Origin of the sequence: Amycolatopsis japonica (genome assembly GCF_000732925.1) — a bacterium.
GTDB lineage: Bacteria > Actinomycetota > Actinomycetes > Mycobacteriales > Pseudonocardiaceae > Amycolatopsis > Amycolatopsis japonica.
The window spans coordinates 7,230,976-7,251,588 of record NZ_CP008953.1; the positions used below are offsets into that span (position 1 = coordinate 7,230,976).

The following is a 20,613-nucleotide window of genomic DNA, read 5'->3' on the forward strand; positions in this document are numbered from 1 at the left end:
TGCGCTACTACCGCATTCAGAGGACGAAATGCGTGAGGTGGGCGTGCGCTTCGACGAGCGAAGGGCCGTACCAGGTCAGATAGCGACCGGAGACCAGGACGTGCTTCGCGCCGGGGAACGCTTCGGGGCCGTCGGCGTCAGTGAACTCGTAGGGCTCGTCGGGCAACACGAGCAGGTTCGCCTCTTCGGCCGCGAAGCGCGCTTGGAGCTCGTCGAGCTTCGGGCGCGGGTAACGCTCTTCGTGGTCCGCGTAGACGTTGCCGATTCCGACGCGATGCAGCACGTCACCGCCGAAGGTGTCCCGGCCGAGCACGATCCACGGCTTCCGCCAGACCGGCACGACCGCGCGGAACCGCTCCGGCACCGTCTCCCGCCAGATCTCCTCCGCCTCGACCAGCCACTCGGGCTCGGCGAGGTCGTAGGCCTGCGTCAGGATCCGCCGGATCGAGGCGAGCGCACTGGGCACGGTCGCCGACGCCTCCATCACCCAGACCGGGATTCCGTTGGCGCGTAAGCGTTCCACGTCCTCCGGCCGGTTCTCCTCGGAGTTCGCCAGCACCAGATCCGGTTCGAGTTCGAGTACCTTGTCGACGTTCGGGTACTTGGAGCCGCCCACCCGCGGGACGTCCAGATCGACCGGATGGGTGCAGTAGTCCGTCGCGCCGGCGAGCCGTCCCGGCGCGCTCACCTCGACGGCCTCGGTCAGCGACGGCACGAGCGAGACCACCCGCGACGCCGGTTCGCGCAGCGGGACCACTTCGCCGAGGTCGTCGATCATGCCCGCTCGAACGACAGTTTCCGCTTGTCGACGTCCACCGCGGTGAGCCGGACGCGGATCCGCTCGCCCTCCGGCAGCTTTTCGCCCGTGCACTTGGACATCACCGGCGGATCCTCGACCAGGATCTCGGCCTTGGTCTCCTCCGCGCGCAGCACGATCGCGCTGAACTCGCCGCCGATGTGCTCGGCCATCACCCAGACCTCGACCTGGTCGATGGTGGCGCGTTCGACCTTGGCCGCCAGCGTGTCGGACGCCGACATCTGTTCCGGCACCTCCGAAAGCGCCGCGCGCACCCACTCGGGCACTTCGCGGCCGGCGCTCACCGCGAGACAGATCTCGGTGGCGAACCGGTCGACCAGGCGCCGGATCGGCGCGGTGACATGGGCGTACGCGCCGCCGATCCCGGCGTGCGTCGTCAGCTCCGGCAGTTCGCCGTCGAACGCGGTGTACCCGGCGCCGCGCAAAAGCCTTGTGGTGTCGGCGAAAAGCGCCATGGACGCGGGCTGCCCGGGGTCGAGCGCGGCCAGGAACTCCGACACGCTCTTGCCTTCCGGCCAGTCGATGTTCAGCGCCTGCGCGGACCGGCCCAGCCATTCGACCGCCTCGGGGTCGGGCTGCGGCAGCGTGCGCAGGACGCCGATCTTCGCGTCGATCATGATCTTGGCCGCGGCCATGCCGGTGAGCAGCGAGATCTCGGCGTTCCACGCGTCGACGTCGTTGCGCGGCCGCTGGATCAGCGCCCAGCCGCCGTCGGGGTCGCCGCTGATCTCCTGCTCCGGCAGCTGCAGTTCGACCGCGCCGCGCCGGATCGCGAGCTCGCGCCGCAGGCGGCCGAGCTCGGGCAGCGCGGCGACCGAGGGATGCGGGTCGCCCGCGTCGATGGAGGCCTGGACGGTCTCGTAGTCGAACTGCTCGGTGGACCGGACCAATGCCCGGCGGACCTTGGTCGCCGTCGGCTCGCCGTTCGCGTCGACGTCGACGGTCCACAGCACGGCGGGCCGGGTCTCCCCCGGCAGCAGGCTCGCCGCGCCTTCGGACAGCACCGGCGGATGCAGCGGCACGTTCCCGTCGGGCAGGTAGAGCGTCTGCCCGCGGCGGCGTGCCTCCTTGTCGAGCGCGCCACCCGGCGGGATGAACGCGGCCAGATCGGCGATCGCGTAGTGGACCCGGAAGCCGCCGCCGTCGACGCGTTCGATCAGCACCGCCTGGTCGAGGTCCTTGGCGCCGGGCGGGTCGATGGTGACGAAGGGCAGACCGGTGGCGTCCTCGCGTTCCCCGGCCGACTCGAGCGGGTCGACGACCGCCGCCTCCGCCTCGGCGAGCACGTCGGGCCCGAACGACTCCGGCAGCACGAACTCGGCGCGCAGGTGACCGAAGTCCCCTCCCGCCGCATGTGTCCTGATCACGAGTGGAGGCACCACCCAACCCTATCCCGATCCGGCGCCGTTGATCGCCCGTTCGGGTGCGGGCCGGTCGGGTGTACGTTACGGATCGAAATGAAAACCGATACCCTTTTCAAAACGACAGGAAGGGCCGTGGCGTGAAGATCGCGTTCGTCGGGAAGGGCGGCAGCGGCAAGACCACGCTGGCGTCGCTGTTCACCGCGTACCTGGCAGGCGGCGGGAAACCGGTGCTGGCGATCGACGCGGACATCAACCAGCATCTCGCCGTCGCGCTCGGCGCGAGCGAGGAAGAGGCCATCGCGTGGCCGACGCTCGGCGACAACATGGGCCTGATCAAGGAGTACCTGCGCGGCGACAACCCGCGGATCGCCGACGCGGCCTCGATGATCAAGACGACGCCGCCGGGGCGCGGGTCGCGGCTGGTCCGGCCGTTCGAGGACAACCCGATCTTCGAGGCGTGCTTCCGCGAGTTCGGCGGCGTGCGGCTCGGCGTCACCGGGCAGTTCGACGAGGACGACCTCGGCGTCGCGTGCTACCACTCGAAGGTCGGCGCGGCGGAACTGCTGCTGAACCACATGATCGACGACGCGGGCGAGTACGTCGTCATGGACATGACCGCGGGCGCCGACGCGTTCGCGTCCGGGCTGTTCACGCGGTTCGACGTGACGTTCCTGGTGTGCGAGCCGACCGTGCGCAGCGTCGGCGTGTACCGGCAGTACGCCGACTACGCGCGGGACTTCGGCGTGCGGCTGGTCGTCGTGGGCAACAAGGTGACCGAGGACGAGGACATCGAGTTCCTGCGCGAAGAGGTCGGCGACGCCCTGCTGGGCTGGATGGAGAACTCGCGGCACGTCCGCGCCGCCGAACGCGGCCGCGCGCGCCCGATCGGCGAACTCGAGGCGCACAACCTCGGGACGCTGGGCTCGATGCTCGCGACCGTCGACGGCGAGCGGCGCGACTGGGCCCGCTACCAGCGGCAGGGCGTCGAGTTCCACCTGCGCAACGCGCGGGCGTGGGGCAGCGGGCGGGCCGGGGAAGACCTCACGGCCCAGGTGGACCCGGAGTTCGTGATGGGACCGGCACTCGCCGGACAGGACGCCTGATCGCAGTGTGCGCGGAGGCGTGACTCGCGTGATCAGGGACGTGACTCGCGTGATTGGAGGCGTGACTCGGGTGTTCCGCCGCTGAGCACGCGAGTTCCGGCTTCGATCACGCGAGTCACGCCGCTGATCACGTGAGTGCGGGCCTGGTGCGGGTCAGTCGCCGTTCCACTTGGCGTCTTCGGCGTCGGCCTGCTTCGTGCGTTCCTTGGCGATTTCCAAGGCGCGCCTGGCCGTCGCCTCGTCCGGGTACGGGCCCAGGAGGTCGATGCTGCGGCCTCGTTCCAGGTGCTCGACCTGGTTCGTCTTGGTGTTGAAGTACCAGCCCTGATCCGGGTTCGGGTCGCTCGACATACGTCAAGCCTGACATCACCCGGACGTCCTGTCATCACTTGCGATAGCGGTAGGGGATCTCCGTGGGATCGCCGGTCGGGCCGAACTCGCCGCCCTCGGGCTGATCCACCTTCGAACTTTCCGGCACGTTCTCGGCGAGCTCGTCGAACCAGCCCCGGTGCATCGGCACACCACGCGGCGGAGTCGCCGGTTCCGGCGCGACGGGAATCCCCTGCGGGGGTGACGCCGGCATCGCGGCCGACGGCGGCGCCGTGACAGGCGGATCGGGAGGACTGACGGGCGGCTCCGGCTCGGCCGGACTCGCCGCGGCGGGTCGCACCTCCGGAGTGGCCGGAGGGGCGCTGACCGCCGGCGGCTGCATCCGGCTGGGCTGGGGCAGCGGAGGCGGCGCCTGGGCCGGGGGCGCCTGGGACACGGGTGGCTGAGGCGCGGGCACCTGCTGAGAAGCGGGCGCCTGAGTCGCGGGTGGCTGAGGCGCCTGAGGTGTGGGCGCTTGAGGTGCGGGAGCCTGCGGAGCCCCGTGATTGCCCGGCAACGGCGGAGCGGGCGGCCCGGAAGGCGGCGCGACCGTACGCCACACCGGCGCGGGTCCGATGTTCATCGGCGCCGGAGCACGCGGCGGCTGCCCGGTCGCGGGCGGCGCGGCCTGCGAAGGCGGCGGAGGCGCCTGGCGCTGCGAAGGCTTCGGGATCGGGTCCAGGCACGAGACGAGCACAGTGGTGTTCGCCGGATCTTCGACCTTCCGCCCACTGCGCTCGCGGTAGATCATCTCGCCTTCGGTGTCCATCTCGACCAGGTAGCCGGCCTCCGCCAGCTGCTCTTCGTCGAGGTCGACGAGCTTTTCGTAGCGCGAAGGGACGACACGGTAGATCGGCCAGGCGAGCCTGCCGTTCTCCTGATGGAACTGCGCCAGCAACGCGGCCATCTGCTGCTGCCAGGGCAGCGACATCCCCTCGGCCAGCGAACGCGGCAACACGACGTAACCGGGGTCGACGCCCGGCCAGCCCTGGTTCAGCTGATCGGCCAGCGGCGTGCTCGACGCCGGCCGCGCCGCCTGCCGTGCGGGCTGGGCGGTGCCGAAGAGATCGCGGGGATCGACCTCCGGGCCGTTCCCCGCCGCGGGCTTGCCTCGCCTTCCGAATTTCCGTGCCACGTTCTTCATCCTCTGCCAGTGTGCGGCCGCTCGCCGGTGGACAGGCCGCCACTTCGGGTGAATCGGATGGTCCCGCGATCGCGATACCACGCTTTCACCATGCTAAACGCCAGGACGGACCGCCTGCGCGACCACTTCGGCCTCGTCGAAGGAGAAGTCGCGGATGTGCACCGGCACCCCGGTCTGCTGCGCTTCGACGATCTTGCCGTCACCCAGGTACATCATCACGTGGTGGATGGTCGCCGGGTTCGACGGCACGGTGGCGAGGAACAGCAGATCACCCGGCTGCGCCTGACGCACCGGCAGCATCGCGCCGCCCTTGTACTGGTCACGCGAAACCCGCGGAATGATGATCCCCGCCGACTCGTAGGCCCGCAGCATCAGGCCGGAACAGTCATAGCTGTTCGGACCGGTGGCGCCCCAGACGTACGGCTTGCCCTGCTCGGCGAGGGCGAACTTGATGGCCTGCGCGGCCGCCTGGCTCGGCGGCACGACACTGCCCACGCTCGTCCCGCAGCCGACGACGTCGACGATCTGGCCCTCGTTCTGCACGAGGAGCGCCGCCATCGGTTCCCAGTTGTGGTACCGGTCGGGGAAGCCGGAGCGTTCGACGCGCTGGGCGGCGTCGCCGGGCCGCATGTTCTCCCAGTCCGGCACCGCGAGCAGCACGTCGAAGAACTTGTTGACCTGGTACGGCGGGTCGGTGACCTGCGCGACGGTGCCCCAGCCCATCGACGGCCGCATCTGGAAGATGCCGAGCGAGTCGCGGTCGCCGTAGGTCAGGTTCCGCAGTTTGGACTCGGTCATCCCGGCCTGGATCGCCACCTGCCACGCGCGCGGGGACAGCGTGCGCTGTTTGCCGATCGAGATGATCAGCGCGACGATCCCCTTCTGTTCCTCGTCCAGCTTGTTGATGTCCGAAGAACCGCGATCGGTCTGCCCCGGCAGGGTCGGCCCGACCGACGCGTCGCAGGAGGTCTTGACGATCCCGCCCGACTGGGCCTCCACGTGGTCGGTCACCACCTTGGTGACCGTGCTCGTGGTGACCACCGCGGCGAAGACCGCGGCGATCAGCACGCCGACGATGATCCCGATCTTCATCGGGTCAGCCCGCTTGGGTGTACTTGGTGACCCGCCATCCCGGGTTCGTCTTGACGACGGTGACCCGGACCTTGGGGCCGTCCGTCGCGACCTCCACCTCCATCGACCCGGCGAGCGAGGAGACGACCTGCGGCTCCCCGGCGACCCTGGTCGCGGTGATGTTCGCGGGATCCACCGAGGTCATTTCCCCGGCGAGGTACTCCTCGGTGGTGTACGGCTTCAAGCCGTTCAGCCACTGCTCGGTCGTCGTGCCGTCGGGATGATTCGCCCATGCCGTCACCCACTCCTTGGCGACCCGGATCCCGTCCTGGTCAGGTGGCGCGGAAGACGGCGGCGACTGGGTGGTGAGCCTCGGCGGCAAGGTCGACGTCACGGTCACCGGCGCCGCGACGCCGGTTCGCGAGGTGGTCGTCGCCGAAGCACCCGGCCCGTTGGCCGTCTGTCCCGGTTTTCCGATGGCCTTGGGCAGCAGGATGCCCAGCGCGGTGAGCACCACCGCGAGGATCACCAGCGTGCCGATGAGGTGCCGGGGCGAGCGCAGCGGCCAGCCCCACAGTCTGCGGTAGACCGCGGTACGGCCGCGGTTGGTCCGGATCGGCATGGATCACCGACCCACGGCGTGGTCTGTGTCCCGGACTTCCTCGCGGACCTCCAGCCCGCGCGAAGGCCGGTACAGCACGAAGACCGGCTTGCCCGCGACGACCTCCGGATCGACCCGGCGAGGACGCGGCGTCGACGGCCCCGCCTGCACCGGCACGGCACCCGAATAGTCCGGCGTGGTGTAGCCGCCGCCCGCGGAGTTCATCCGTGACGGCACCACGACCGGCTCCGGTTCGTCGCTCCAGCGCCGGTCGGCGACCGGCGAGGTGTCGACCCGGCGGCTCGGGACCTGGATCGGGCTCCGCCCGCCCGAGGTGAACATCGAGTCGCCCGGATTGCCCGCGGACGGGTTGTACTGGCCGAACACCGGGACGCCTCCGCCACCGCCGGCGGGCAGCGCGGGCAGGCCGCCACCACCGCCGACCGCGCCCGGCCACGGCGCTCCCGACCACGCCGCCGCGGGGCGGATGGCACCGGAACCGTTGTCGAGCCGCTGGGAGCTGGCGAAGATCGTCGCCTCGGGCCGGAACCGCCCGCCGCCGACCGTCGCGCCCACGGGACCGCGAAGGTCTCCGTCGACGACGTCGTCGGTGTCGCGGACGTTCTGCCAGAAGGCGTCCTGCGGGGTCGGTTCGTTGTTCTTCTTGCGGAAGCGGGAGAAGAGCCCGCCGCGCGGTGAAGGCATCGCGCCGCCGACCATGCCGACGGACATCTCGACCATCTGCCACAGCCGCCGCACGGGGCGCCCGACCATGAACAGCAGCACGGTGATGATGGCCGCCAGCGCCATCTTCGTCAGCAGGGACAAGGAGTTCCCCGCGGTGAAGATCGCCTCCAGCAGGAGCGTATGCACGCCGGCCAGTACCGAGAGCACCATCAGGTTGAAGGCGACCGCGCCGACCACCTTGAGGATGCGCTGCATGATCTGTGGCTGCAGCAACGCGATCAGGCCGATCAGCGGAGCCGTCAGCACGAAGATCCGGATCAGCACCTGGGCGAGCAGCACCGTCGCCTTGGCGAGCAGCTGGAACAGCGAGTAGAAGATTCCCTGGCCGAGCGAAAGGAATCCGGCGCCGACGCGGCTGCCGTCCTCACCGGTGAAGTACCCGGTCGCGGGGCCGAGTTTGGTGGAGATGTCCTTGAACGCCGCCTTCTTGGAGTCCACCAGCGCGGCGTCGGCGTCGCCGCCCTGCTGGATCTGGCTCCAGGTGAAGGCCCGCGCGTCCAGCAGAGGCGGGCCGTACTGGATGGCCTGCGGCGAATCCGGGCTGCCGAACTCCCCGCGGAGCCAGTTGTCGTAGACGACCCGGCAATGCAGTTCGGTCGGGACCCGGTCCCACGGCTGGCGCGCCGCGACGGCCTCCGGGGTCGCCTGGCACGGTTGCGCCGCGGGCGGCGGCGGTTCGGTGGGCGGCGGGGTCTTGGCCTCGTCGATGAACCCGGCCTGGATGTTGGTCGTGGTCTGCACGATCGCGTTGTCGATCGGATCGAGGAACCGCAGCAGCGCCAACGAGGACGCGGCCAGCCAGACCGCGGCGAGCCCGTACAGCGCCCGTTTGCTGACCGCGGCGAGATCGCCGCGCCAGATGTTGCGGAACAACATGATCGACATGATCAGCGCGGCCAGGCCGAACAGCTGGGCGTAGATGTTGTTGTAGACCTTCTCGGCCCCGGCCTTGACGGCGTTGTACAGCGGACTGAGCAGGCTGCCCTGCAACACCGTGTAGTGCAGCGAGTTCGTGGCACCGACGATGTTCTTGCCGATGTTGAACAGCTGGTTGCCCGCCCAGGTGTCGATCGTCGAGTTGGGCGAGGTGATCCCGGCGAGCGGGCCACAGTCGGTTTCGAAGGTGTCCCAGACGTGTCCCGCGTACCCGTAGACGTTGTACGGGCTGCCGCCTTCGCCCTTGGCGGTGGCGGGCGGGTCGAGCGCGCCGACCATGCCCGCGCCGGGGCGTTCCGGGTTCGGTGCCTCACCACAGGCCGCGGCCGACGCCGCCGGAGCGGTCGCCACGGCCTGCAGGCCCAGGATCAGCATGACGACGAACATCGTCGCCCGGCGGCTCGGTCTGGTCTTACCGGGCCGCGGCCCCTCTTTCAGGCGGCGGCGCAGCGCGTGCCAGCCGGCGGCGAACGCGAGCACGAACGCCAGTGTCAGCACTGTGTTCATGCGGCGTCCCTGCCGGTGCCACCCTTGCCGGCGCGCGCGTGCTCGCCTTGACTCCCGTTCCCGTTATGTCCATTTTGGACGGCGCCTTGCACTTCTCCGGTTTCGGCCGCCAACGGGTCCGGGGCGCCGAGCATCTGCTCATCGGTGAGGCCGACTTCGAGTTCGGCCGCGAGCTCGAGGTCTTCTTCGAGCTCGAAGTCGTCCTCGGGTGGTGTCGGGACGTACTGCTTCTCCTCCGGGACCGCGATCTCGTTGCCCGGCTTCGACGGTTTGGCGTCGGGCGAACCCGGCGTGGTGTCCATGACCCGCCGCAGGTGTTCCAGGTGCGGGCCGGAGAAGTCGACGCGGATCCGCTCCACGCCGCCGGCGCCGTCACCGAAGATGAACTGCCGAGGCTCGACGTCACGCTGGAGATCGCGTTGCGAACCGGGACGGCGGCCCAGCGCCGCGACGACCTGTTCGTAGCCGACGCCGACCGGGACCTTCAGCAGGCGCAGCGCGTCCGCCTGGGCGTCGTCGTCGTCGAGACGGCCGACGAACACCGAGTCCAGCAGCGCCACGAAACCCTGGATCTTCAGGAAGTCCGCGGGGATCTGCGAGGAGAGCAGCACCCGGACGTTCCACTTTCGCGAGTCACGGGCGAAGCGGTTCATCAGCACGCGACCGGTCGGGACCTCGGAGAGGAAGAACGCCTCGTCGATCCAGACGCCCTTGCGCAGTTCCTTCGGCTTCTCGTAGACCGACCGTTGCGTCAGCCACGCGGCGAGGTTCAGCATCTCGACGCCGAGCGATTCCGCGTCCGTCCAGTACTCGCGCGGGACGCCGTCCTTCGGCAAGGTCAGCCCCGCCATGGTCAGCACGGTCATCCGGTCGTCGCGGGTCTCGGAGTACGGGTCCGCGTCGGTCTCCGGGATGAGCAGCGCCATCCGCTCGCGCATCTCGTCGAGGAAGTCCGCGACGACGACGGCGTGCTCGTGGTGCTCGCTGGAGTCCCGGCGCAGCGCGTCGATGACCTGGCCGGGGTCGGCGTCGAACCGGCCGCCGACCGCGCGGACGGCGCGCAGCAGCACGATCCGGGTCTGCGCCATCCGCGAGACCTCGTACGGCAGGACACCGGTGAGGACGTCGAGCACGAGACGACGGCGCGTCGCGCCCGCGAGGGCCTTCTCCCGCCGCCAGGAACGCTCGGGGTCGTCCTCGTCCATGAAATGCTCGATCTGCGGCTCGGCGACCACCCGGTACGGGTTGAGGATGCCGGGCTGCGCGTTGAGCAGGTTGATCGGCCGCGCGTACGGCCGCAGCTCGGGCAGGTCGCACAGCCGCGACAGCGGGCCCGAGGGGTCGAGGATCGTCCAGTGCGCGCCCGCGCGGAGCGTCTTGTAGACGATGCCGCCGCCGAGGAACGACTTGCCGCCACCGAGGCCGGCGACCATCGCCGTCAGCCCGGAACCGTCGCGGATCTCCTGCGCCATCCACGGGTCCCACGCCACCGGGCGCCGGGTCGCGGTCACGGTCTCGCCGAGCAGGATGCCGCGGCGGTCGCCCACCTCGGCCGTCGCCGTCGGCACCGCCGAGGACGCCCACACGACCGAACCGCGGCGCATGTACGCCGCCGAGGCCAGCGGCTCGCCGGGGATGAACTCCCTGGCCAGCGCGTACTGGGCCTCGGGATGCTCGACGGCGATCTTCGGCTTGTAGAGGTCGAGAAGCTGCTGGGCCAGGCGCAGCGCGTCGCGCTCCGTCGGCCCGGACACCGCCAGCCGCCACCACGAACGCACGCGGGTGGCCAGCGCGGTGAAGCCCGACGTCATCTCGTCGTCGATCTCCAGCACCCGGCCCGCCTGGCGCGCCAGCGACTGCGGCGGCTCCAGTTCGTGCTCGTCGGTGTAGTGCTTGACCTGCGAACGCACCTTGTTCATCTGGCGCTGCAGCTCACCGGCGACCTCTTCGGGGCGCCGGACGTAGATCCGCGCGGACACCTCGACCGCGGCGGGCAGCCGGTCCGCGTGCTGGATCCAGGGGTCGTCGACCTCGGGGATCTGCAGGCCGTGCATCTGGCCGACGGTGAGGACCGCGAGATGCCGCGAGACCCCGGCGTTCGACCCGGTGCGGCCGCGGACGGTGACCGTCGGCGCGTACGGCTCGGCGTGGAAATCCGCCGCGTCGGTGAAGCTGGCGAGGTCCTCGGGCTCCCAGGCGGCGCCCGGGACCGCGGGCATGTTGCGCGGCGCGGGCAGGCCCAGCGAGCACGAGCGGTGCATCAGCCAGGACATCTCCTCGGCGTGCACCGGACGGCCTTCGAGCCCGGCCGAGCCGATCACCTGGTCGAGGTGCTCGACCTCGGAGTCGAGCGCCGCCAGCTCGGCGTCGACGGCCTCCGGCAGGATCTTGCGCAGCACCGGGGCGGCGCTCTCGACCGCGCGGTCGATCATCCGCCGGGTCTGCACCTGGACGCCGAGGTAGACCTCTTTTTCGGCCATCGAACGGCCCATCAGCTGCTGCTGCTCGCCGATGAGGTAGTCGTCGAAGGACAACGCGCCCTGGACGTCCTGGGGACGGCCGACGGCGTTGTGCACGTGGGCCTCGGCCCACATGCGGATCGGGTACGGCCGGTTGGTCACGCGCAGGTGCAGCCAGCGGCCCTGGAGCTCCGCGTACTGCCCGGCGATGGCCGCGATCAGGTCGCGGCGCTGCGAGTCCGACCGGAACGACCAGCGCTGCGGCGCGAGCCGGTACCAGGCGTACACCTCATAACCGGTGCGTAACAGGTGCCCGTCGATGCTTCGCGCCGCGATCGACGGGGTATACGAGGGTATGGCCGCCTCTCCGGGCAACCGCCTCCCCTTGCCGGCCTTCTTGGGCTGCGCGGAGCGGACCTGCTGGGGCGGGTTCCAGGCCCCTTGCTGCAGGTCTCGATCACGTTTTCCTCGGCTTCCGCCGCGACCGAACAACGACTACCTCCCGGCCCGAGCCGCGGGGCGGCTCCGACGCGCTCGTGGTGTTCCCTGAGCTCCGGCGCCGCCGCCGTAGCCGTGGTGCTGGTACTGCCGTCTCCTGCGGTGCTTCGGTAGCGGGCGGCTCGCCCGTACCCGGACGCGGGACGCGCTGGCCGCGCCACCCGTGCCCGTGGTCCGTTCTCTTGGTGTGTTGAGCTCTTTCGCCGCCATCGCGGCCACGGCGCCCAGCGGACGCTCGTGGCTGATCTTGGCCGTGATCAATCTGGTGATCACAATTGTGGCGACGAAGGCCCAGGCGGTCGAGAAGAACCCGAAGCTCCAGCCCGCCCACCGTTCGACGGTGAGCACGAGCAGGAAGACCGGGATACCGACGAGCCACGCGACGTAGCGGGCTCTCCAGGGAAAAGTCGCTTTCGGCGGGCCGAGCCATACGGCATCGACCCGGTAGACCTCGTCATCGGTGCGGATACGCAACGCGAGCCCTCAGCCTGTGAAGAGGCCGGCGATCCACTGGCCCACGTTGACTCCGGCGCCACTCACGGCGAGGCCGATGATCGCCAGCGCGATCACGACACCGGCGAGTCGGCGCATGACACCCGCGTTGTCCCCTTTGCCACCGCCCAGCCACAACAGGAGGAGCGCGACGGCCAGCAGCACCAGGGGGATGATGTTGTCGATCAGCCAGGTACGGACGTTGCCGGTGCCGAGCTCGCCGGCGGCCAGCGTGTCGAGGGTGGTCAAGGTCATCATCGCATTACTCCCGGTGCGCGGAGAGGGGGTTCGCGCGGTTCTGGCTCGGTGGTGCTTCGAACATCATGGCGTCACGAGGCGTAGTGGTCAAAGCGCGCTCTGTAGATGTCGTTTTGTCTACAGTTCACAGAGCGAGGCACAGCACCACGACCATCCTCGGTCTCCATCATCGTTGCAAGGGTCGTCTGGATTAACCCCGGCCACCCGTATTTCGCAGTGTGCGAACGGCCTCACTCGCTTGCGAGGCATCTTGCTCACTGTGAGTACGGGTCGGCCGAGGAGAATCCGGCCTCGACCAGTGTGACATGACTCGTTCGGTGGCTTCTCGCGAGTCCGCTGGGTGAGCACGCATTCCACAAAAAACGCGAACGCCGATCAAGCGAAAGTCACGCTTCCGTTACCCAAAGCGAAATCGGGACGGCCATTTTCACTACATAGCGTGATTATCGGCCCGTCGAGAACACATTCGCGGGAAAAGCGCCGGCTTCGACGGCCTGGCGGCTCAAAGGCCCGCACAGCTCGTGAAGCCGTTTCGTCTTCTCTTCGCCGAGATGCTCCCAAGGCCCCGCCGAAGCCGCGTTCGTGGCGACTTCGAGCCGCTCGCGAAGATCGTTCCCGGCCTCGGTCAGGCCGCCCTGGTCATCGAGGACGCCCTGCTCGCGAAGCTTGGCCGCCGCGGCGTCCCACTGCTCGTCGCTCCAGCCGCGGGAGGCCTTGGCCGCCTCGGGCAGGAACCCCTTGCCGGTGGCGGTGTGCGAGACGAGAGCGGCGAGCCCGTCGACCCCGTTGGCGACGAGCGCGGCGATGTGGCCGTCCCCGCGGTGCTCGCGCAACAGGGTGATGGCGTGCCAGAGGACGAGATGAGGCTCGCTCGGCCAGTCGAGGCCGGCGTGCCCGGCGTAGAGCGGACGGCCGTCGGGCTGGCAGCCGCCGGTCGCCTCGCGGGCGAGTTCGGCCGCCTCGGCGACCGCTTCGGAGCCGAGGGTCTCTTTGCCGAGGAGCCGGGTCAGCGCCGCGTCGACGGCTTCGAACCGGGCTTCGATGATCTTTTCGGGCGTGGCCAGCGTCCAGGCGCGCGGGATGTGGCGGGCGACCAGTTCGGGATTGAAGTTGTAGAACGTCGCCGCGACCACGCCGGGCCCGACCGCGCCCATCGGCGCCGCGCGGCCCGCGAAGTACGTCATGCGCCCCGGTCGGAGACCGGCGCCCGTGAGCGCCTCTTCCGTCTCGGGGGCGAAGTAGGTAAGGGAATGCAGTACATCGAACGTCCCGCGGAAACGTCCCGTGACCCGACTCGCTTCACCCATGGGGGCACCCTACCGGCAGGTAACTGGCGTGCGCAGATTTCGGCGTCGAATGGAGCAAGAGACCTGCCGCGGTGCCCGTGGGAGCAAGGGACCTTTGCTACCACTTGGCGGAGCAGGGGGGCGTGTGGTGACCGTGTGGATTTCGTTGCGTTGGGTGACCCGAAATCCACACAGTCCTCGCGAAGGGGAGCAAGGGACCTTTGCTACCACCCCCGAGACGACGCGGGAACCGAACCGGCTCGGCTACGTCATACTCCTGAAGACGGATCACCACAGCGCACGGGGAGCGACGATGTCCGCCCAGATGGAACAACTGATCGCCCAGTTCGAGAACTTCCAGGCCAAGGTGCGCCAGGCCGAGGCGCGCTTCGCCGAAGTCGGCGACATGCAGGAGCGGATCGCGCAGGTCGAGACCTCCGTGACCTCCCCCTCCGGCGAGGTCACGGTCGTCGCCGGGGCGGGCGGAACCGTCACCGACCTCCGGCTCAGCGCGGGCGCCATGCGCCTCGAAGCGGGCCACCTGTCCTCGGTGATCATGAGCACCCTGCGCAAGGCCGTCGCCGGCGCCGCTCAGCAGCAGGCCGGGATCGTGGACGAGACGTTCGGCGAGGCGTTCGGCGTCAACACGTCGGAACAGGTTCGCGAGGCGCAGGCCGAGGCGTTCGGAACCGTCGAGGAAGAACCCGCGTCACAGCGGCAGCAACCGCAGCAGCCATCCCGCCCGGCGCGCCGCCCCGCCCCGCGGGACGACGACGACTACTTCGACGACGGCTCCTTCCTGCGCCGCAGCTGACCGAACCGACCGAGGGACTCCCACGATGTCAAAGGGAATCGAGACGAACATCGCGGCGATCGCCGCGTATGCCCAGCAACTCCCCTATTACGAGCAGGAAGCGGAGAAGTTCGGCGCCAAGATCGACGCCGCCGACGTGACCGACGAGGCGTGGGGAGTCGTCGGGATCTGGGCCAAGCAGGGCTACACCGATCGGCTCGGCGAACTCCGTTCGCTGATGAACGACATGAAGGACGGCGTGGACGGGTTCATCTCCAAGCTGAACAAGGCCTCGGAGATGTACCGGGGCATCGAGGAAGCCGGAAAGGTCGAGTTCGGCAAGCACGAGGCGACCATCGACGAAACGCTCGGAAAGTAGGGGTCATGACCGAGGAGAAGTCGAGCATCGCCGACGGGATCGACGTCCAGGCGTACGACGAGAGCATGAGCGCGAACCTCGATCGCGCGATGGGGCACGTGCCGGTGGCGGGCACGATCTACAAGTCGGGCAAGTCGATCGCCTCGCACGCCCAGCAGGCGGCCCAGGCGGACAACCCGGCCGAACTGGCTTCCGCGGGTGCCGCGCTGGTCGGAGACGGGGCCGCTTTCGTCGGCGCCGCCGCGACGGACATGGTCACCTTCGCGATGGACCCGATCGGCTGGCTGGTCAGCCACGGGCTGAACATGCTGCTCGAACTGGTCCAGCCGCTGCAGGACGCGTTGCACCAGGTCACCGGCGACGGCCCGGCCATCGGGCACGCGTCGGAGAACTTCGTGACCCTCGCGAACGGTTTCGTCGCCCTCGCCGACGACTTCGAGAAGACCGGTGACGCGGCGCTCGCCGAGTGGGTGGACGACGCCGGCAAAGCCGCGAAGGAGGCGCTGGGCGACTTCTCGGCCGGGATCCGCGGCGTCGGCTCCGCCGCCGGATCGGTGGCCGAGGTGCTGCAGATGTGGTCGATGGTCATGGTGGTCATCGAGGAGCTGATCAAGGGCATCATCACCGAGCTGATCTCCTGGCTGATCACCATCTGGCTGCCCGCGCTGGCCGCGTCGGTGATCAGCTTCGGCAGCTCGGTCGCCGCCGCGATGACCGCGTCCATCGCCAAGGCCGCCAGCGTGCTGCAGAAGGTGACCAAGTACCTCGGCAAGTTCGGCAAGCTGCTCGACACCTTCATCGAGTACCTCGCGAAGTACGCGACCAAGGTCGTGGACATGACGAGGAAGTTCCGGATCGGTACCTACGCCGGTGAGTCGAAGTTCTCGCTGAACGTCCTGGAGAACACCGCCGGGGTCGCGCTCACGCCGAGCAACCGGGTGCTCACCACGATGTTCGGCACCTCGGTCGGCGCGCGCCCGCTGGTCTCCGGCGCGGCCGTCAAGGGCGGCATCGGAGCCGGCAAGGCCGCGTACACCGAAGGCAAGGAAGCCGTGACGCCGGAGGGGGAGAACGAGCCGTGGTTCAACAAGAGCGAGATCGGCGGGGACAAGAGCCCGGAGGAGACGCGGGGGAACCTCGACATCTGAGCGACTCCCGGCAGCGGGCGGCGGAAAAGATCTTCGCGCACCAAGAGCGCATGGAGGACAAGGCTGAGAAGGCCCTCGTCCGTCCTGGCTTCCGCGAACGGGTCGAGGAACTGGTGGCCGCCCAGTGGCGCGAGCCGGTCATCGTGCTGCGACTGGGCGACACCGATCTGGGTTTCGACGTACCCGGCAGGCGCCTGGACGGCACGGTCAAGGGGAAGCGGCTCGTCCGGCGGTTCTTCTGGAACGTCTTCCGCGGTATCGGCGGCGCGTTCGTCTACGTCTTCGCGCTGCTGAACGGTGCGGGCAGCGGCGGCGGCAAGGGCGGTCACCCGTTCCAGCGGGAGATCCGCGTGAAGGGCCCCGCGAACGCGATGGCGCTCGAACCCGCCGATCGGGTCCGGAAGGCGAGCGGGCCCTGGCTGGTGTGCTCGCCGTCCGCGATCGCGATGGTGGACACCGGTTCGACCTACCGGGACCTGGCCGACGCGCCGCCGCCGGAGATCCTCTGGCAGGCCAGGAAACCGCAGGCTCCCGCGATCGACTTCCGCAAACGGGTCCTGACCTGGCCGGACGGTTCGAGTTTCGCGTTCACGCTGCACGGACGCACCGAGGAGCGGTACCTGCGGGAGCGTTTCGAGTTCCCGGACACCATTCACTGGACCGGACGGCCGGACGCGCCGAGGTAGCTCGCTCGGTTCTTGAGGGCTGAAGGACGCCTTCCCCGCATGCGATGCGAGGAGGGCGTCCTTCGCCGCATTTGCCGAGGGCCCTCGAGAAGTAGTACGGACGAGCCGGCGTGTAAGCCGGATCCTGTCCCCGCCCCGCCTTGCGGCGGCACGGGTGGCGGCCATCCATCTAGGCCCGCCGTCGCCGACGGGCTCGAGCGGCCTACCCGCAGACTCGGGCGGGCAGCCCTCGATCGCCTGCGCAGGAGCCTCGCGGCTCCCTCTTGACCTTGCTCCGGGTGGGGTTTACCTAGCCGTCCTGGTCACCCAGGACGCTGGTGGTCTCTTACACCACCGTTTCACCCTTACCTCCGCCCGCGAAGCGAGCGAAGGCGGTCTGTTTTCTGTGGCACTGTCCCGCGGGTCGCCCCGGGTTGCCGTTAACAACCACCCTGCCCTGTGGAGTCCGGACTTTCCTCGAACCGGTCTCCCGGCTCGCGGCCGCCCCGCCGACTCGTCCGTCGGCGAATCCTACTGCACGGGTGCCGGCAGGCAGTTCAGGTTGCGCCGTCCGTCGGGTTCGACCACGAACCACACGTGGTCGGTGCCCTGCCCGGTCCATTCGCCGGGCCGCGCGTTGGCGAATTTGTAGAGCGGCCAACCGGCCAAGGTCACCTGCTTGGCGCCTTCGGGACGCTTGATGGTGTCGACCAGTGCCGGATCGATGCCGGTCACCAGGGGCGTGCCGGTCGTCGTGACGGGGGTCCACACCGCGGCGCAGTCCCCGAGGCAGGTCGAACGGGCCTTGTGCGGGTTGTCGCGTTCGTAGCGGAACAGCACGGCGCCGGTCTCGTCGAGGACGGCTTGCCCCATCCGTGTCATGTAGACGGCGGTGAGCCGCGTGCCGGGCGGAGGGTCCGTCGGAGTACTGGCGCGCGAAGTGACGGGCTGCGACACCCGCGGGCTGGGGAGCGATTCCGTCACCGGAGCCTGAGCCGTCCGCGACGCGGGTTCAGCCGCCTGCCACCACATCGCGGCGCCCACGACGAGCGCCGCGATGACGACGAGCATGGTCAACCGCGATCGGCGCATCAGGCGTCTCCGTTTCTCCCGGGTGGCTGACGGGGTTCTGTGCCGCGATCTCGTTGGTCCAGTGGAGGACGGCGGACGGGCTGTCGAGGCCGACGACACCGACGAGGCGTCCCTTGCGGACGAAGCCGGTGACGGGCCGTTCGCCACCGACGGGTGAAGCGAGCGCGACGGTGTCGGTGCCGAGCTTCGGGATGCCGCCCGCCTGGATGCGCATGCCGTGCTGTTCGGACCAGAACCGCGGCACCGGCGCGAAAGGCCGCGAAGCCTGCGGCCCGGCGAGGAGGTTCTCCGCGGCCGCACGGCCCATCTCGACTGCGTTGAGCCAGTGCTCGACCCGCCGCGGCGTCTCGTCGAAACGCAGGTTCGGCCATTGCGCGACGTCCCCGGCGGCGACGATGTTGTTCATTCCCAGCACGTGACAGGTCGGCGAGCAGACGACGCCGTCGTCGAGCGGCAGTTTCGCCCCGCGCAGCCACGAGATCGACGGCACCGTGCCGACGGCCACCACGACACACGAGACATCGAGGATCCAGCCGTCGGACGACCGCAGCCGCAACCCGTTCGGCGTGGTCTGCCAGTTGTCGATGGACGCGCCCAGCGCCAGCCGCACCCCGCGCGAGCGGTGCAGCGCCGAGAGCTTCTGCCCGATGTGCTTGCCGACGACCTCGCCGAGCAGATGCGCCGACCGGCCGATGACGGTGACCTCCCGGCCGATCTCGCGCAGGCTGGCGGCGACCTCGCAGCCGATGAACCCGCTGCCCAGCACCGCGACCGGCCCGTGGTCGGCGGCGAGGTTGTCGCGCAGTTCCGCGGCGTCGGCCAGGGTCCGGACCACGACCACCCGCGGATGTCCGTGCGGCACACCGGAAAGCCTTCGCGGTTCGACGCCGCTGGCGATGACGAGCCCGTCGTAGGGCAGCTCCTCGGCCCCGGGCAGATGGACGACCTGGCGGCCCGGCTGCAGATGGGTCGCCGGGGTGTTGAATCGCCATTCGGCGTCGATCTCGTCGGGCCTGGCGAGCATCATCTCCGCCGGGCCGGTGGCGCCGGTCAGCAGTTGCTTCGACAACGCCGGCCGGTGATAAGGCGGCTCCGGCTCGTTGCCGACGATCACCAGTTCGCCGTCGAACCGCAGTTCCCGCAACCGTTCCGCGCAGCGCAGCCCGGCCAGCCCGCCGCCGACCACGACGATCCGTTCGCTCATCGTCGCGCCCCCTGTAATCGGATCGCCCGCATCGGACAGGCTCTGGCCGCGGCTTGTACGAGCGGCACCTGTTTGGCGCCGGGTTTCCGGAGGTAGCGCAGCTGTCCGTCGCCCTGCAATTGGAAGACCTGCGGTGCTTCGGCCTGACAGATGGCGTAGCGGTGGCACTTCTTGTCGTCGACGGAGATCCGGACCGGCTCGGCCCGGCCGGTGTCGCCTTCGAGCAGTCCCAGCAGGACCAGCGCCCGCGGCGGGAGCACCCGCAGCACGGTGAGCACGACGGCCGGGGTGAGCACGGTGATCCCGCCGAGCCAGACCGTCGCGAGGTTCCCGTTCGCGGACGCGCCCAGCCAGGAGTGGATCGCGAGCAGGCCGACCGCGAAGTAGCCGGCCTGATGGAACCGCTGCCCCCGGGGATCGGCCGCGCCACGGCGCACCGCCGCGGTGACCGAGACGGCGATGAACAGTTCCAGCCCGACGACACCGGCCGCGTGCCGCGCGAACCCACCACCGGCGAACGGGATCAGCAGTGCGAGGACACCGAACGACTCGTCGTCGAGGAACAGATAGGACAGTCCATGGACGACACCGGTGGCGAGACTGAACACCGCGAGCACGACGTGACCTCCGCGCAACGCTTCGTGACCGGTGACGCGCCTGATCCAGCCGGTGGCGCTCAGTACGCCCCACACCAGCGTCAGGCACATGGTCACGTAGGCGAACCGGGCCGACAGGGCGGCGATGTCCCGCACCCCGCTGTCATGAGGTGACGGGGCCGGGATGACCGCCAGGAGCGCGGAGTTCATACGCGCCTGCCCGATGCCCCGAGCACCCGGACGAGCCCGAAGGTCGCGCCCCCGGCGATCCCCGCCATGAGCACGCCGAGCGCGAGGTCGCCGCCGTCGAGTTCGTCACCGCCGCCGGGAGCGACCATCAGCGAGGTGGTCTCGGCGATGCCGGTGCTTTCGAGCAGGGTCATATGCCGCATGACGGTGTCGACGGCGGTCTGCGCGAAGGACCGCATCGCGTCGTCGCGGGTGGCGGCCCGCACCTGGGAGGCGAGACCGAAGATGCTCCCCTGCGCGGCGCGGGCGCGATTGACGTAGAGGCGGTCGAAGTCGGCGCCGGCGGCCCCGGTGATCTCGTCGATCCAGGAACGCTGTTCCGCGGTGGGTTCGGCGGGGAGTTCGACGCGGACCTTCGAAGCGAGCGCCCGGACCTGGGCGTCGAGCCGGTCGTGGTCGTCGGCGAGTTTCCGGCCGACCTCCCGTACCCGCTGCCCGCTCCCGCGCTGTTCCGCCTGACGACCGATCGGCCCTTCCCACAAACTCCCTTGGCGCACCTGGACGAGCAGTTCACGATCATGGGCGTCGATTTCCGCGAAGGCATGGGTGGGCGTTCCCGCCCATATCACCAAGCAGGCGATCACCAGTCCGAACAGCCGATAGATCATTTCACCCGTCCCCGTCCTCGAAGTGCCTCACTGGGAGTACGGCGAACCGGAGCGGCCGGTTCGATCTAGCCGGAGCAGGCCAGTGTGATGTGCATCACACGACACATTTAGAACCGTTTATCGCCGCGATACGTACCGGCCGACTAAATGTAAACGACCCACTACTGCACATGGCTCACGGCGATAGTCTGCGCTACGGTGTACGAACCCGTGAAATCCTCCACCGC

The 20,613-nt window shown here is 69.5% G+C and carries 20 protein-coding genes and 1 other RNA gene; 5 read left to right on the plus strand and 16 right to left on the minus strand.

Annotation, left to right across the window (positions count from 1 at the left end):
* Nucleotides 1-16 precede the first annotated feature (16 nt).
* Together AJAP_RS33175 and AJAP_RS33180 are read right to left on the minus strand one after the other, a co-directional pair.
* Entirely contained in the window at nucleotides 17-778 is a 762-nt protein-coding gene (locus AJAP_RS33175; protein WP_038518844.1) for a helical backbone metal receptor, read from the minus strand.
* Nucleotides 775-2,184: an RNB domain-containing ribonuclease gene (locus AJAP_RS33180; protein WP_038518846.1), complete on the minus strand. Its 1,410-nt coding sequence runs from the start codon at nucleotides 2,182-2,184 to the stop codon at nucleotides 775-777. The genes AJAP_RS33175 and AJAP_RS33180 overlap by 4 nt, the downstream gene beginning before the upstream one ends.
* Nucleotides 2,185-2,318: 134 nt before the next feature.
* Here AJAP_RS33180 and AJAP_RS33185 point away from each other — a divergent pair, with 134 nt between their 5' ends.
* Nucleotides 2,319-3,284, plus strand: a complete 966-nt coding sequence (locus tag AJAP_RS33185) for an ATP-binding protein (protein WP_038518848.1) — start codon at nucleotides 2,319-2,321, stop codon at nucleotides 3,282-3,284.
* Nucleotides 3,285-3,437: 153 nt separating this feature from the next.
* Here the strand turns inward: AJAP_RS33185 and AJAP_RS33190 are convergent, their stop codons facing one another.
* The 9 genes from AJAP_RS33190 to AJAP_RS33230 all read right to left on the minus strand — a co-directional run bounded on the left by AJAP_RS33190 (nucleotide 3,438) and on the right by AJAP_RS33230 (nucleotide 13,673).
* A complete protein-coding gene (locus tag AJAP_RS33190) occupies nucleotides 3,438-3,635 on the minus strand; it encodes a hypothetical protein (protein WP_007035345.1) in 198 nt (65 codons plus the stop codon).
* Between the two features lie 34 nt (nucleotides 3,636-3,669).
* Nucleotides 3,670-4,788 (minus strand): hypothetical protein, encoded by a 1,119-nt coding sequence (locus AJAP_RS33195; protein WP_038524366.1) that lies wholly within the window; start codon nucleotides 4,786-4,788, stop codon nucleotides 3,670-3,672.
* A 102-nt stretch (nucleotides 4,789-4,890) separates the two neighbouring features.
* Nucleotides 4,891-5,889, minus strand: coding sequence for a C40 family peptidase (locus tag AJAP_RS33200; protein WP_038518851.1), 999 nt, complete (start codon nucleotides 5,887-5,889; stop codon nucleotides 4,891-4,893).
* A gap of 4 nt (nucleotides 5,890-5,893) precedes the next feature.
* Entirely contained in the window at nucleotides 5,894-6,490 is a 597-nt protein-coding gene (locus AJAP_RS33205; RefSeq protein ID WP_038518852.1) for a hypothetical protein, read from the minus strand.
* 3 nt (nucleotides 6,491-6,493) lie between these two features.
* Entirely contained in the window at nucleotides 6,494-8,659 is a 2,166-nt protein-coding gene (locus AJAP_RS33210; protein ID WP_038518855.1) for a hypothetical protein, read from the minus strand.
* Nucleotides 8,656-11,610 carry an ATP-binding protein gene (locus AJAP_RS33215; RefSeq protein WP_037331966.1) on the minus strand — a complete coding sequence of 985 codons (2,955 nt, stop codon included), beginning with the start codon at nucleotides 11,608-11,610 and terminating at the stop codon, nucleotides 8,656-8,658. Before AJAP_RS33215 ends, AJAP_RS33210 begins: the two co-directional genes overlap by 4 nt.
* Nucleotides 11,611-11,613: 3 nt before the next feature.
* Nucleotides 11,614-12,090: a hypothetical protein gene (locus tag AJAP_RS43255; protein ID WP_073847573.1), complete on the minus strand. Its 477-nt coding sequence runs from the start codon at nucleotides 12,088-12,090 to the stop codon at nucleotides 11,614-11,616.
* A 9-nt stretch (nucleotides 12,091-12,099) separates the two neighbouring features.
* Nucleotides 12,100-12,366 carry a hypothetical protein gene (locus AJAP_RS33225; protein ID WP_005166545.1) on the minus strand — a complete coding sequence of 89 codons (267 nt, stop codon included), beginning with the start codon at nucleotides 12,364-12,366 and terminating at the stop codon, nucleotides 12,100-12,102.
* Nucleotides 12,367-12,809: 443 nt separating this feature from the next.
* Nucleotides 12,810-13,673, minus strand: coding sequence for an SCO6745 family protein (locus AJAP_RS33230; protein ID WP_038518857.1), 864 nt, complete (start codon nucleotides 13,671-13,673; stop codon nucleotides 12,810-12,812).
* Nucleotides 13,674-13,965: 292 nt separating this feature from the next.
* On the opposite strand from AJAP_RS33230, the gene AJAP_RS33235 reads away from it, so the two are divergent.
* The 4 genes from AJAP_RS33235 to AJAP_RS33250 are packed head-to-tail and all read left to right on the plus strand — an operon-like array spanning nucleotide 13,966 to nucleotide 16,658.
* On the plus strand, nucleotides 13,966-14,466 hold the full coding sequence (locus tag AJAP_RS33235; RefSeq protein WP_038518859.1) for a YbaB/EbfC family nucleoid-associated protein: 501 nt from the start codon (nucleotides 13,966-13,968) through the stop codon (nucleotides 14,464-14,466).
* A 25-nt stretch (nucleotides 14,467-14,491) separates the two neighbouring features.
* The gene (locus tag AJAP_RS33240; protein WP_038518861.1) at nucleotides 14,492-14,824 is read left to right on the plus strand and encodes a hypothetical protein; all 333 of its coding nucleotides are present in this window, start codon (nucleotides 14,492-14,494) and stop codon (nucleotides 14,822-14,824) included.
* 5 nt (nucleotides 14,825-14,829) lie between these two features.
* Nucleotides 14,830-15,972, plus strand: a complete 1,143-nt coding sequence (locus AJAP_RS33245) for a hypothetical protein (protein WP_038518863.1) — start codon at nucleotides 14,830-14,832, stop codon at nucleotides 15,970-15,972.
* A gap of 50 nt (nucleotides 15,973-16,022) precedes the next feature.
* Nucleotides 16,023-16,658: a hypothetical protein gene (locus tag AJAP_RS33250; protein ID WP_038518866.1), complete on the plus strand. Its 636-nt coding sequence runs from the start codon at nucleotides 16,023-16,025 to the stop codon at nucleotides 16,656-16,658.
* 97 nt (nucleotides 16,659-16,755) lie between these two features.
* On the opposite strand, the gene rnpB is transcribed toward AJAP_RS33250, so the two are convergent.
* The 5 genes from rnpB to AJAP_RS33270 form a co-directional block, all read right to left on the minus strand.
* Nucleotides 16,756-17,154, minus strand: an RNA gene (rnpB, locus tag AJAP_RS42675) — RNase P RNA component class A.
* A 14-nt stretch (nucleotides 17,155-17,168) separates the two neighbouring features.
* The gene (locus AJAP_RS33255) at nucleotides 17,169-17,729 is read right to left on the minus strand and encodes a COG4315 family predicted lipoprotein (RefSeq protein WP_228694698.1); all 561 of its coding nucleotides are present in this window, start codon (nucleotides 17,727-17,729) and stop codon (nucleotides 17,169-17,171) included.
* Complete coding sequence (locus tag AJAP_RS33260) at nucleotides 17,650-18,933, minus strand: NAD(P)/FAD-dependent oxidoreductase (protein WP_038518868.1); 1,284 nt, start codon at nucleotides 18,931-18,933, stop codon at nucleotides 17,650-17,652. Before AJAP_RS33260 ends, AJAP_RS33255 begins: the two co-directional genes overlap by 80 nt.
* Nucleotides 18,930-19,739, minus strand: a complete 810-nt coding sequence (locus AJAP_RS33265) for a ferredoxin (protein ID WP_038518870.1) — start codon at nucleotides 19,737-19,739, stop codon at nucleotides 18,930-18,932. Before AJAP_RS33265 ends, AJAP_RS33260 begins: the two co-directional genes overlap by 4 nt.
* Nucleotides 19,736-20,386, minus strand: coding sequence for a DUF4142 domain-containing protein (locus AJAP_RS33270; RefSeq protein WP_038518873.1), 651 nt, complete (start codon nucleotides 20,384-20,386; stop codon nucleotides 19,736-19,738). Before AJAP_RS33270 ends, AJAP_RS33265 begins: the two co-directional genes overlap by 4 nt.
* Nucleotides 20,387-20,613: the final 227 nt, after the last annotated feature.

Bases quoted from the DNA above. Each gene is read 5' to 3' on its own strand.
- AJAP_RS33175 (WP_038518844.1), bottom strand. From the start codon at position 778: ATGATCGACGACCTCGGCGAAGTGGTCCCGCTGCGCGAACCGGCGTCG.
- AJAP_RS33190 (WP_007035345.1), bottom strand. From the start codon at position 3,635: ATGTCGAGCGACCCGAACCCGGATCAGGGCTGGTACTTCAACACCAAG.
- AJAP_RS33200 (WP_038518851.1), bottom strand. From the start codon at position 5,889: ATGAAGATCGGGATCATCGTCGGCGTGCTGATCGCCGCGGTCTTCGCC.
- AJAP_RS33205 (WP_038518852.1), bottom strand. From the start codon at position 6,490: ATGCCGATCCGGACCAACCGCGGCCGTACCGCGGTCTACCGCAGACTG.
- AJAP_RS33210 (WP_038518855.1), bottom strand. From the start codon at position 8,659: ATGAACACAGTGCTGACACTGGCGTTCGTGCTCGCGTTCGCCGCCGGC.
- AJAP_RS33225 (WP_005166545.1), bottom strand. From the start codon at position 12,366: ATGATGACCTTGACCACCCTCGACACGCTGGCCGCCGGCGAGCTCGGC.
- AJAP_RS33230 (WP_038518857.1), bottom strand. From the start codon at position 13,673: ATGGGTGAAGCGAGTCGGGTCACGGGACGTTTCCGCGGGACGTTCGAT.
- AJAP_RS33235 (WP_038518859.1), top strand. From the start codon at position 13,966: ATGTCCGCCCAGATGGAACAACTGATCGCCCAGTTCGAGAACTTCCAG.
- AJAP_RS33240 (WP_038518861.1), top strand. From the start codon at position 14,492: ATGTCAAAGGGAATCGAGACGAACATCGCGGCGATCGCCGCGTATGCC.
- AJAP_RS33245 (WP_038518863.1), top strand. From the start codon at position 14,830: ATGACCGAGGAGAAGTCGAGCATCGCCGACGGGATCGACGTCCAGGCG.
- AJAP_RS33250 (WP_038518866.1), top strand. From the start codon at position 16,023: ATGGAGGACAAGGCTGAGAAGGCCCTCGTCCGTCCTGGCTTCCGCGAA.
- AJAP_RS33255 (WP_228694698.1), bottom strand. From the start codon at position 17,729: ATGCGCCGATCGCGGTTGACCATGCTCGTCGTCATCGCGGCGCTCGTC.
- AJAP_RS33260 (WP_038518868.1), bottom strand. From the start codon at position 18,933: ATGAGCGAACGGATCGTCGTGGTCGGCGGCGGGCTGGCCGGGCTGCGC.
- AJAP_RS33265 (WP_038518870.1), bottom strand. From the start codon at position 19,739: ATGAACTCCGCGCTCCTGGCGGTCATCCCGGCCCCGTCACCTCATGAC.
- AJAP_RS33270 (WP_038518873.1), bottom strand. From the start codon at position 20,386: ATGATCTATCGGCTGTTCGGACTGGTGATCGCCTGCTTGGTGATATGG.